This is a genomic window from Paenibacillus sp. Negev47, assembly GCF_058313655.1.
The window spans coordinates 1317413-1329852 of the sequence record NZ_CM177754.1; the positions used below are offsets into that span (position 1 = coordinate 1317413).

The window sequence follows — 12440 nt, forward strand, 5'->3', positions numbered from 1 at the left end:
GCAACTTTATGTACAGAATTAAGGGGGAATATTCATGACCAGAGAACATATCCCATCTGCTCAAGCTGCCACATGGAGCGGTATTGCTGGTAATATGGGACTTGCGGTGATCAAGGCTGGGGTCGGTTATATGGCAAACAGCAAATCGTTGCTCGCAGACGGCTTGTATTCTGCTTCTGAAGCTGGTTCTGCCCTGGCTGGTCTCTTTCCCTCCAAGTCTGTACGCCATAAGAGCAAGGCACGCAGGGAACGGTTTAAAGAACATTCACGTGTTGCTAGACCGGGACTCTCAGTATTGTTATCTGTGTTGATCCTTATGGGCGGCTTGCAGCTTGCCATCTCCGCATTGGGTAGTCTTTCCGGAAGTGAGCCTGAAGCGCCAGGGAAGTCGGTGCTTTTGGTGGCTGTAGCAGCTCTGGCTGTGAAGGAAGCGATTTTTCAATTTCAGTACAGATATTTCCGTAAACGAAACCAGTCTCAGGCGCTGGCATATGCACAGCAACATCGCCGCGCACTTTATTGCTCGCTCACCGTATTAATCGGTATTATCGGTTCGATGACGGGAGAAGAGACGGGTCTGAGCATGCTGCTCTACCTAGACCCCACGGCTGCGTTGATTGCTTCCTGTTTTGTGCTCCACAAGGGTTACAGAATGATTGTGGACACAGTCTATGGTTCACTCGTTCAGGAACTGGAGCAAGAAGAAGCGTCAGATTTCAAAGAGACCGTACAGCGGGTATATGGCATCATTACCATTGAGCACTTGGTTGCACGGGAACAGGAACATGACGTTACGATTGAGCTGGTCATTAGTGTGAATCCGAGGATTTCAATACTGGAAGCACAGGAGATTGCTAATCGGGCGAAGACACTACTGCTAACCCGTTTTAGTCATGTGAAAGAAGTACAGATTCAAGCGATACCTTATGATCCGGGCTATCCTTATAAATCCAATCATGAACTGCCCGATCACGAAGCGACATTAATTCAGTAGTGAAGCGCGGGTCCAGTAGATCAGGAAAGGAGCGTTATCATTGCTTTATTCGCAATACCGGTGGAATACACCGAATATCGATATGGAGGCGGCTGCGGGACTCTCGCAGGCGCTTTCCGTTTCACCCCTTGTGGGACGTTTGCTTGTGAGTCGAGGAGTGCACAATGAGAAGGAGGCAGAACGTTTTTTGCATCCTGATCTGAATCAGATGCATGATCCGTATCTGCTACTCGGCATGAATGAAGCTGTACCTCGAATCAAGCTGGCTTTGGAGCGGGAAGAACATATTTTAATCTATGGTGATTATGACGCCGATGGCGTATCCAGTACATCGCTGATGATCCACCTGATGCGTCATCTTGGGGCCTCGTATGATATATATATCCCTCATCGCTCGAATGAAGGGTATGGGTTGCACAACCATGCGTTGGATTGGGCCCATCAGCAAGGCGTTTCATTGATTATTACCGTGGATACCGGAATCAGTGCTGTTGAACAGATTGCCTATGCGGCAACGCTCGGCATCGAAGTCATTGTGACAGACCACCACGAGCCGCCTGAAATTTTACCGGAAGCTTATACTCTTATTAATCCGAAACTTCCGGGATGTCCGTATCCTTTTAAAGGTTTGGCAGGTGCGGGGGTAGCCTTAAAGCTGGCTCAGGCATTGATCGGGGAAGTGCCCGGTGAATGGATGGAGATTGCCGCTATCGGCACGGTTGCCGATCTGATGCCTTTGGAAGGTGAAAATCGGGTTATCGTCAGTTATGGGATAGAATCTATGCGTGGTTCACGTCTCCCTGGTGTAAGTGCATTGCTTGAAATTAGTGGTGTGGATCAGAGTCAGGTGACTTCGATTAATATTGCCTTCGCCATGGCACCACGTATTAATGCCAGTGGACGTTTGGATCATGCGGGGCGGGCGGTGTCGCTGCTCACAACCGAGAGTCTGGATGAAGCTCATACGCTTGCCGGTCAGCTTGATCTATTGAATCGGGAGCGGCAGCAAGTTGTAGAGGGGATATTACAAGAAGCAACGGCACAGTTGGAACAAAAGATAGAGCTTCGTTCAGGATCAGTTCCAGATGTGATCGTATTGGCTGGTGAGGGCTGGAATGTCGGAGTGGTTGGTATTGTGGCTTCCAAATTGCTGGACCGCTATTACAGACCTACACTTATTCTTGGGATTGATCCCGAGAGTGGCGTCTGCAAAGGCTCTGCGCGCTCCATTGAGGGCTTGGATATCTATGAGGCACTCACAGTCAATAAACACACGATGGACCATTACGGAGGGCATCCGGCTGCAGCAGGTATGACCTTGCATCGGGATCAACTGGAAGAACTTGAGGCGGGCTTGAATGAGTTTGCTGCAACCGTGTTGACCGAAGAGGATTTTGTACCTCAGCGTCTTGCGGATGATGAATGCAGCATTAGTGATGTTCCGCTGAAAGTGATCCAGGAGATCGACAGATTGCAGCCTTTCGGGATGAGCAATCCTTCGCCACGGTTTGTGTTGAGAAGCGTGACTGTGAAGGAAACCAGAACGATGGGACGAGAGAAACGCCATCTGAAACTGGTACTTGAACAGGATGGTCAGCAACTGGAAACTGTCGCATTTGGCAAGGGAGCATTAGCAGAGTTTCTTCTCCCAGGTACCGTAATTGATGTGATGGGAGAACTGTCCATCAATGAATGGAATGGGATGAGAAAACCTCAATTGATGCTTCAGGACATTCATGTTCCTCAGGTCCAAGTGTTTGATTTGCGTGGCAATACCGAGCCGTTGAATGCGATGAAACAGTTCTTGAGCTCATTAGAGGTGCATCTGCGATACAAATCAGGTTCTATAGGTGCTATTGTTCGGAAAGAAACCAATGTTTCCGAGGGAAACTCATTGTATGAACCTTGCCTTTGGGTATATGATAGAAAGGTCGGGTTATTTCCGTGTAATGCTGCTGCACAGCATTATGGACAGGAACAAGTCCGGACGTTATTTGTGTTTGATACGCCGGAAACCCCGGAACAACTTGATGCCATGCTGGTTTTGTTCAGTGGAGCAGAGAATATCATCCTTCTGCACGGATCAGGCAACCGCCGAGATCGCCTTCAGATGCCTTCCAGAGAACTCTTCAAGCGTATTTATATGCAGGTGTTGAAATGGAAAGCTGAACCCGTGGAGGAACAAGAGATTACTCCTGTGCTCAGTCGTCAGTGTGGTTGTTCGCCGCGCATGATTACGATGATGTTGGATGTATTCGAAGAGTTATCCTTCATTACCCGTGATAACGGCAAAATTGCGTTTGTGGATAACCCGCCTAAGCGTGAACTAACCGCTTCGCGTCATTATCAGGCGCTCGAAAGCATGGCCGAGACAGAACAGGTGATGCTGGATGCATCCACGCCGCAACTGACACAATGGATGATATCCCGGATGAAGGGCGTATCTTAGATGGAAGTTTGTGTATTTATTTTAGGAGGAGATTATTTTGGATTTTAAAGATTATATTCGTGTCATTCCTGACTTTCCACAACCGGGAATCAGCTTTAAGGACATTACGACATTGTTGAAAGATGGAGAAATGTACCGCAATGCGATCAATGAACTGAAAGTGATGGTTTCTGATCTCAAAATTGACGTCATTGCTGGACCTGAAGCACGTGGTTTCGTTGTGGGCGCCCCTCTGGCGTACGCTCTTGGTGTCGGCTTTGCACCGATTCGCAAAAGTGGAAAACTGCCTGGAGAGACGATTGAAGTCGGTTATGATCTCGAGTATGGCAAGGATACACTCGCAATGCACACAGATGCGATTGAGAAAGGTCAAAATGTCCTGATCGCAGATGATCTGCTCGCAACGGGTGGAACGATTGCGACTTCCATCAATTTGATTGAACAATTGGGCGGAAAAGTTGTCGGTGCTGCCTTCCTGATCGAACTGTCTGATCTGAACGGTCGTTCTAAATTGCCCGAAATCGATGTATTCACATTGATGAACTATTAAGCTTAAATCTCCACACGCACTGCTGTGATGAAACGTGAATTGCTTTCCCCGTTTCCCGGGAAATAATATACAGCATTAATGATTATCAAAAAGCCTGTTCCTTCATCCGTTAAGGTTGAAGAGAACAGGCTTTTTTTGCTATATAGTGAAAGAATTAATCGGGCGTTTTTTCAGTGATAGGCTGTTTTCTGGAGTCTTCATTCAACCAACCCAGCACTTCAAACAACTTAAACAACAAGCTCATCAGGATTCCAACGATGGTTGCGAGTGCCATCCCTTTTAGATGAACGCCGTAGAAAATAACTTCTGTACCACTCAGTCCGATGACCAGTACAAGTGTAGTGAGAAGTAGATTGGTTGGTTTGGCAAAGTCGACTTTCTGTTCAACCAGAATACGCAGACCGGATGCGGCAATTACCCCGAACAGAAGCAGGGATACGCCACCCATAACGGGTACAGGAATGTTGGCTACAAGCGCCGAGAATGTTCCTGAGAAGGAGAGTACAATTGCAATAACCGCTGCGCCTCCAATAACATATGTGGAGTACACCCGAGTCAGAGCCATAACACCGATGTTCTCACCATAGGTTGTATTCGGGGTTGATCCTACAAACCCGGACAGAATGGTAGATACGCCGTTACCAAGCAGGGAACGATGGAGGCCAGGGTCTTTGGATAGATCTTTGCCTACGATGCTGCTGGTTACAAGCAAATGTCCAATATGTTCTACGATAACCACAAGCGCTACAGGCAAAATGGTGAAGACAACAGACCAGTCAAATGTAGGTGTAGTCACGGTTGGCAGTGAGAGGAAATCAGCGTTTCCAATAGCCTGTTTATCAACCAGGCCCATAGAATAACCAAGGATATAACCCACTACAATACCGATTAGAATATGAATGATTTTGGGGAATCCACGGAATGTTACGGCACCAATGACAGTGATCCCGAGCGTGGCCATGGAGAGTATAATAGGTTTCGCCTGAGGAATCCAGTTGGGATTAGCTACAGGATCGGAATTAATTAATCCGGCCATACCAGCTGCAACAGGTACAAGTTCAAGACCAATGAGGGCAACAATGGCGCCCATAACTGCCGGTGGGAATACCACGTTAATCCAGCCTGTTCCCGCATATTTCACAATAAGAGCTACAAGGCAGAAAACAATTCCTGTTATTATAAAAGCTCCAAGAGCCATGGAGTAGCCGTTCTCTGGATGTGTTTTTAACACTGAAGTGACAGGAGCAATAAAAGCAAAGCTGGAACCCAGATAGGCGGGAATTTTTCCTTTACACATCAGTATGTACAACAGGGTTCCAATTCCGTTCATAAGCAATATCATACTAGGGTCGACACCGAACAGGTTCGGTACAAGCACCGTACTACCAAACATGGCGAACAAATGCTGAAGGCTAAGCAGTGAACCTGAGCCGAGTGGCATCTTTTGATTAACCTGAATTTCGCGTTGCAATGAATTTCATCTCCTTTTCCGAAACACAAACTTTCAATAGATTACAGAGTTTCTCCTAATTAAGCAATAACATTTTTGACGTAGCACCGCGATAGAATTTATATTTTCATGAAATTTCCTTCTATTTCAGCAAATAACGGCAATAATACATAAGAATTAAGAAACATCTTCAATCACTTGTCGCTCTTAGGGGGAAGTACTTAGAAGTAGTGCAGATCATCAATATAAAAATTGGATAAGTACTCTTATTCGTCAGTAGTTGACGGGAAACGGGCGAAGCGTCATAATTATAGGAAATTACTTTTACGGGGAACCTGTGTTGAGACATTGTCACGGGTTCCATTTGGTATAGAAAGGACACGGAACAGATCAGAATGGGCATAGAGCAATTACTCGAGAAGGCTGGGGCATATATCAAAGAACCCGATCTGGTGCGCATACGAGAAGCTTACGAATTTGCTGATCAGGCCCACCATGGACAGACGCGAAAATCGGGAGAACCGTATATTCTGCATCCGCTTGCGGTTGCCGACATTGTTGTGAACATGCAGATGGACACCATCTCCATAATAGCAGCGCTTCTTCATGATGTAGTAGAGGATACTACGGTTTCACTTGAAGAAATCCGCAATCATTTCGGCAATACGTGTGCCATGCTTGTTGACGGCTTGACGAAGCTGGAACGTATTCAGTTTCGCTCCAAGGAAGAACAGCAGAACGAGAACTACCGCAAAATGTTCATCGCCATGGCGCAGGACATCCGTGTCATCGTGATTAAATTGGCCGACCGTCTGCACAATATGCGGACACTCAAGTTTCAGTCGGAAGAAAGCCAGCGCCGTATCTCTTATGAGACGCTGGAGATTTTCTGTCCGATTGCGAACCGGTTGGGTATCTCTGCAATCAAATGGGAAATGGAGGACATCGCCCTCCGTTATTTGAATCCGCAGCAGTACTACCGCATTGCGAACCTGATGCACAAAAAGCGTGCGGAACGTGAGCAATATATTGATACGGTTATGGACGGAATTACGAACAAGCTCGATGAGATGGGAATTCAGGCAGACCTTTCAGGCCGCCCGAAACATATCTACAGCGTGTTCAAGAAAATGACCACTAAAAACAAGCAGTTTAACGAAATTTACGACCTGCTTGCCATCCGTATTATTGTGGATAATATCAAGGATTGTTATGCTACCTTGGGCATTATACACACGCTATGGAAACCGATGCCTGGACGCTTTAAGGACTATATTGCAATGCCTAAGGCGAATATGTATCAATCGTTGCATACAACGGTAGTTGGTCCCAATGGTGAACCAACGGAAGTTCAGATTCGGACATGGGATATGCACCGGACTGCCGAATTTGGTATCGCTGCTCACTGGGCCTACAAAGAAGGCGCTGCGAATGGAAATCATTTTGAAGATAAAATTACGTTCTTTCGTGAAATTCTTGAACTTCAAAACGAGGCACAGGATGCGTCAGAATTTGTAGAATCGCTTAAAATGGATTTCTTCTCTGATCTGGTATTTGTATTTACGCCAAAAGGAGAAGTTATCGAATTGCCGATTGGCTCTGTTCCTCTGGATTTTGCTTACCGAATCCATACGGAGGTTGGTAATCGCACCATTGGTGCCAAAGTGAATGGTCGAATTGTTCCGCTTGATTACCATCTGAAGACAGGCGATATCATCGAAATTTTGACGTCCAAACATTCTTACGGACCGAGCCAAGACTGGATGAAAATTGCGAAATCTTCTCATGCACGAGCGAAGATCAAGCAATGGTTCAAAAAGGAACGCCGTGAAGAAAACGTTGAAAAAGGTCGGGAGAGCTGTGAACGTGAACTGAAACGCATGGGGCTTGATCCTTCTGCGTGGATGACGGATGACAAGTTGATGGAAGCTGCCAAAAAATATGCCTTTAACGATATCGAGGATATGCTTGCGGCTGTTGGATTCGGTGGGATTACCGCTGCACAGATCGTGACCAAAGCAACCGAGAAATTGCGTAAAGAGCAGGAAGAATCCAGTTTGCTGGAATTGAATTCCGAGATGCGCGAGCTGAAGCCAGCTCCTGAACGCAAAAATCGTCCAACCAATGGCATTCGTGTCAAAGGCATTGATAACTTGCTTGTTCGTTTTGCACGGTGCTGTAATCCTGTACCTGGGGATGATATCATCGGTTATGTTACACGGGGACGTGGCGTTTCTGTGCACCGGAGTGACTGTCCGAATATCCCGTCAAGTGCAGATGGAGAAGAAGCAGCTCGTGTTATCGAGGTCGAGTGGGAAGAGAATATTGAAGCCAACTACAGTGTAGATATTGAGATTACAGGTCATGACCGCAATGGATTGCTCAATGAGGTGCTTCAGGCTGTTTCCGAAAGTAAGACAAATATTTCTGCCGTCACGGGACGGACAGATAAAAATAAATTAGCATTGGTGCACGTGACCATTCTGATTCGTAATACGGATCATCTGCAATCCGTTGTAGAACGGATCAAACGGGTGAAAGATGTCTATTCGGTGCATCGGATTATGCAGTAAGGAGCCTGTAAGATGAGGGTGCTTGTACAACGCTGTAAAGAGGCTCAGGTTACCGTGGGAGACGAGCTGACGGGTAAGATCGAATCCGGATTAATGCTGCTCGTGGGCATTACCCACGAGGACACCGAGAAGGATGCTCAGTATCTGGCTGACAAAATTAGTGGGTTACGGATTTTTGAGGATGAGCAGGAGAAGATGAACCTCAGTCTGCTTGATGTAGGCGGTGCTGTGCTGTCTGTTTCCCAGTTCACCCTGTACGGAGATTGTCGTAAAGGGAAACGTCCAAGCTTTGCGGCCGCGGCCCGACCCGAAGCGGCAGAACTGTTGTATGAAACGTTTAATCAACTGTTGCGTGAGAAAGGTATTCGGGTTGAAACAGGCCGTTTCGGAGCGATGATGGATGTGTCGTTTACCAACTGGGGACCCGTGACTTTGATGCTTGAAAGTCCGGTTCGTCAGGAACCACGTGCATAATTTCATGGAGTACAGGCCATAATAAGGGTAATTCGTTGATGACTACTTATTAATCAAAGGAGTATCCACCCTATTATGCGCCAATCTGCAAAAGAAACACGTACGCGTACTGAACCTTTGGTATTCCCTGGCAACCTGTATGAATCATTACAACTTGCCCGTGCGGCTGCTGAATGTGTTGCAACGATCTGGGCACTTCAGGATTCGGACAAAGGGAAGCAAAATCATCTTCCACGATCTTGAATGTTTACACAGATATAAAAAAAGTCCTGGTTCGTTATCGAATCAGGACTTTTTGTTGTGTGTTAATTGTTTTCTAACCTTAACTTGTGCAACTTGCATCAATGAATACAAATGGAGTTGTTATAAATGGCTCTGGTAAGGGTAATAACAAAATAAGGCACAACGGCGTGCCCATGTACTGCGAGACCCGATTCCTAAAGAAAGTTCGAACACGGAAAGGAGAACATACGTTATGAGTAAAGTTGCTTTTTTATTGGCGAATGACTTTGAAGATTCGGAGATGCAAGTTCCGTATGACGAGGTGAAGAAAGCTGGTCACGAAGTGGAGATTATCGGATTAAAAGCCGGTGAGACTCTTAAAGGTAAGGGAGGAAAGGCCTCCTATACTACAGATAAGGCGATCGCTGATGTATCCTCTTCAGATTATGATGCAGTCGTAATTCCTGGTGGATCATCCCCTGAGAATTTGCGGAGTGATGCAAACATTCTGAAATTCGTTACCGAGATCAACAGTGCGAAGAAACCAATCGCAGCGATCTGTCACGGTCCACAGATTCTGGCCAGTGCCAATCTGTTGAAAGGACGAACCATTACGTCCTATCCGCCACTTAAAGATGACATGGTGAACGCAGGAGCAGAGTTCAAAGATCATGAGGCTGTAGTGGATGGAAATTATATTACATCCCGAACGCCTGAAGATGAGCCCGCGTTTGTGCGAGAACTGCTAAAAGTTATTTAACTTAACCAAGTTTAACTGACATAGATGGATGTATCTTAACTACGTTACATCGTGAAGCTTACAAAGTTCGCGTTGCATTTTATTCCGAAAAAGGAGGGTTTGACATGACAAAACATATTCAGGCGTATTTTCGAACCGAAGACGAGGCAGAAGGAGCAAGAACTTCTCTTCAGACGTTCCGTACAGAGCATTTGGAAGTAGGTCAGCTGGATAGTGCGGTTGGCAGAGACACACGTGTGATGGTACCATTGGTGCCATATAATACAGCAGGTGGTGTAGGCACCAACGGGGCAATGGGTGTGGGTGCTGCCCCAGGTGTTCCAGCCAGCGAAAATGTGATCCCTGTGGTAGCCAATGTGGATCGTGATGCAGAACGGGATTCTCGTGACAGAGTGAATGAGGATGGTGACATGCTTGATGCTGCGGACGTGTCCTCGGCCGATTATGATGATCTGCATTATGTTCTGTCTGCCAAAGTAAGGGATGAGGATTATGACGAGATTGTTCATAAGCTTCGTTCCAACCATGCCTATGTGGAAGAGTTGAATTAACGTGTAGATACTTCTTAGTCCTTGCACTGCTTGACTATACAGTCGAGCAATGTGCAAGGGCTTTTTAAGTGTGAGTATATTAAAAAACTTAATTATAAAGCGCTATCATTTTTGTAATATTACTGTAATATTAGTTACATAAGCCTTTAACATAGTGGGCTTATAATAACACACATGACCCCCTTTTTTTATATATCCTTTGAGCCTGCACACCGTGTGCAGGCTATTTTTTTGGATGAGAATGTATATGTTTTGAGGGAAGTGAAGCGAAGTTTACCCCTTTATATAAATTTTTGCTAGAATAGAGAAATGGATTTTGAATAATCTAATGCCGATTTTATTCATAAACATCAGTATGTTCAAGAAACAATTGTAAGTTATATAGAATGCCTCGTTTGAGAAATGACACCTTCATACTATAGCAACAGTGTCCTCATTCGAATGGCTGGTGACAGATTTAAGGGGGAATTAGTTTTGAGTAAGGTTGGAAGAAATGATAGATGCCCATGCGGAAGCGGGAAAAAATATAAGAAATGCTGTCTGGGCAAGGAGGCCTCTGCGGTAGAATCCATACTGCAACTGATATCAACGGAGCAGCCTGTTCAGGAAACCTCGGCTCAGCCGGAGAGCAAGCTGACCCTGACCAAGCTGAAAAAGATGGTGGAGCGCGAACTGAAGTGGGAGCAATCGGCTCACGAACAGCTGGCCCTGCAGCTTATTGAGAACATGAAGGGCCAATATGAACAGGAGTTGATTTTGGAAGCTCTGGTGCTATGGAACGGATATTCTCGCCAGACCCGTCCTACTGTGAAGAAGACAGGCTCGTTCTGTGCCGCAATTGAGTATTTGCTGTCCGAGGAATACGGCTTCAATGTCTCAAAGGCTGAGCTGGCCTCTAAATATGAGGTAACGACAGGAACGATCTCCCGAAAGATTAAGGAGATGTTTAATTACATCGAAGAATACGGTATGGGCGGCGAAACGGACGAGCTGATGATGCTGAACGGCCCAGGCACATCGAAGGAAAAAGCGCAGGCTCTGCTGCATAAGGCGATGGAAGCCAGCTCTACCAAACGCAAAATACAGCTGGCCGAAACGGTGCTGGAGATTTATCCTGACAGCCCTGAGGCGTATCTTATTCTGGCTGAGGAATCGGACAATGAGCAGGATGCACGGGTGTACCTTAAGGCCGGAATCGCTGCTGGCGAACGCGAACTGGGCGAACTGTTCTTTGAGAAGAACAAAGGGCACTTCTGGGGGCTTCATGAGACTCGCCCCTATATCCGGATATGCAAAAGCTACGCCGAATCCTGCTGGTTTGGCGGAGATGCCAAAGAAGCGGCACAAATCCTGGAGCGTATTCTAGAGCTTAATACGGAAGATAATACCGGAGTGCGTTACCTGCTCGCTGCTGTGTATTTGTACAGCAACCAATTGGATCAGGCAGAGCAATTGCTGAAGAAGCATGGAAAAGGTGAAGCCGCTACTGCCTTTGCTTATGACCAGATCATTCTGGAGTATAAGAAGAACGGAATCACCTCCCAGCTCAAAATGCTGTACCGTGCGGCCCGGGGTGTGAACAAGCATGTGCCTGATTACTTGCTGGGTTTGAAGAGACTGCCGCATAACCTCCCTGATTTTGTCGGAAGGGGCGACTCCAACGAAGCAATTGAGTATGTCATTATGCACTCCCGTCTATGGGCGAGCGCGCCGGATCTACTGAAGTGGATGCTGAAACAATAGAGGTAAAAGAAGTCACTAAAAGTTGGAATTCATTGGAGGAATCCAGCTTCTATTAGCAGAGATTTCTGTGGACTCTCTATCCCGTAAGGCGTAGAAGTAATTTTTTTGTGCTGTCTTTTCGTGTTAACCCTTGACTTTAGTACTGCGGTTCATTACAATCAGAAAATAATACGTTGACTATAGTCAATTTAAGTCGTTTCTTGAACTATATTATTGATTTGATGACGGGACCAAGTACTCCGTGCCCACATGACCAGAGAGGAATCCCCAGGCTGTAAGGATTCTCTTGATGAGCGGACGAATGACTTCCCCGAGAACAGACAGCGAACACAGCAGACTTGATCTGTTGACAGTAGCTGGCCTGCGCAGGACGTGCGTTACACGTAGAGCGGAATATCTGCTTGATCCAGGGGAGTTTGACAATCCAGATCATCAGAAGAACCTGAACGGCTAAAGTGTCAGGGTTCCGGAATGTGGGTGGTACCACGGGTGAATGTATATTACACAATCTCTCGTCCCTTTGTTTGCTGTATACAGCGACAGGGCGAGGGATTTTTTTGTTATATAAGTTGATTTAAAAGAAATACACGAAAACGGAGAGGGCAGAAAAAACCTGTAAAAGCGAAGCGTTCGCCTAAAAGCTTTCTGAAAGAAAGCTGCTTCGGAAGCATATG

The 12440-nt window shown here is 46.3% G+C and carries 11 protein-coding genes; 10 read left to right on the forward strand and 1 reads right to left on the reverse strand.

Going from position 1 to position 12440, the window contains the following annotated elements:
• Positions 1-34: 34 nt before the first annotated feature.
• Genes AC4G47_RS06145 through AC4G47_RS06155 form a run of 3 tightly spaced genes read left to right on the forward strand, consistent with a single transcriptional unit; the run spans position 35 to position 3993 of the window.
• A complete protein-coding gene (locus AC4G47_RS06145; RefSeq protein WP_458123809.1) occupies positions 35-994 on the forward strand; it encodes a cation diffusion facilitator family transporter in 960 nt (319 codons plus the stop codon).
• A 40-nt stretch (positions 995-1034) separates the two neighbouring features.
• Positions 1035-3443: a single-stranded-DNA-specific exonuclease RecJ gene (recJ, locus tag AC4G47_RS06150; protein WP_491105276.1), complete on the forward strand. Its 2409-nt coding sequence runs from the start codon at positions 1035-1037 to the stop codon at positions 3441-3443.
• 37 nt (positions 3444-3480) lie between these two features.
• On the forward strand, positions 3481-3993 hold the full coding sequence (locus AC4G47_RS06155; RefSeq protein WP_145324024.1) for an adenine phosphoribosyltransferase: 513 nt from the start codon (positions 3481-3483) through the stop codon (positions 3991-3993).
• A gap of 154 nt (positions 3994-4147) precedes the next feature.
• Here the strand turns inward: AC4G47_RS06155 and uraA are convergent, their stop codons facing one another.
• Positions 4148-5464, reverse strand: a complete 1317-nt coding sequence (uraA, locus tag AC4G47_RS06160) for a uracil permease (protein WP_458123807.1) — start codon at positions 5462-5464, stop codon at positions 4148-4150.
• Between the two features lie 374 nt (positions 5465-5838).
• Between uraA and AC4G47_RS06165 the strand changes: the two genes are divergently transcribed.
• The 7 genes from AC4G47_RS06165 to AC4G47_RS06195 all read left to right on the forward strand — a co-directional run bounded on the left by AC4G47_RS06165 (position 5839) and on the right by AC4G47_RS06195 (position 12220).
• Positions 5839-8016: a RelA/SpoT family protein gene (locus AC4G47_RS06165; RefSeq protein WP_145324020.1), complete on the forward strand. Its 2178-nt coding sequence runs from the start codon at positions 5839-5841 to the stop codon at positions 8014-8016.
• A gap of 12 nt (positions 8017-8028) precedes the next feature.
• Positions 8029-8490: a D-aminoacyl-tRNA deacylase gene (dtd, locus tag AC4G47_RS06170; RefSeq protein WP_491105279.1), complete on the forward strand. Its 462-nt coding sequence runs from the start codon at positions 8029-8031 to the stop codon at positions 8488-8490.
• A 75-nt stretch (positions 8491-8565) separates the two neighbouring features.
• Entirely contained in the window at positions 8566-8733 is a 168-nt protein-coding gene (locus AC4G47_RS06175; RefSeq protein WP_491105281.1) for a hypothetical protein, read from the forward strand.
• A 232-nt stretch (positions 8734-8965) separates the two neighbouring features.
• Positions 8966-9472: a type 1 glutamine amidotransferase domain-containing protein gene (locus tag AC4G47_RS06180; RefSeq protein WP_491105282.1), complete on the forward strand. Its 507-nt coding sequence runs from the start codon at positions 8966-8968 to the stop codon at positions 9470-9472.
• Between the two features lie 104 nt (positions 9473-9576).
• On the forward strand, positions 9577-10023 hold the full coding sequence (locus AC4G47_RS06185) for a hypothetical protein (RefSeq protein WP_145324014.1): 447 nt from the start codon (positions 9577-9579) through the stop codon (positions 10021-10023).
• 474 nt (positions 10024-10497) lie between these two features.
• On the forward strand, positions 10498-11766 hold the full coding sequence (locus AC4G47_RS06190; protein ID WP_491105284.1) for a tetratricopeptide repeat protein: 1269 nt from the start codon (positions 10498-10500) through the stop codon (positions 11764-11766).
• Positions 11767-12055: 289 nt separating this feature from the next.
• Entirely contained in the window at positions 12056-12220 is a 165-nt protein-coding gene (locus tag AC4G47_RS06195) for a hypothetical protein (RefSeq protein WP_491105286.1), read from the forward strand.
• Positions 12221-12440: the final 220 nt, after the last annotated feature.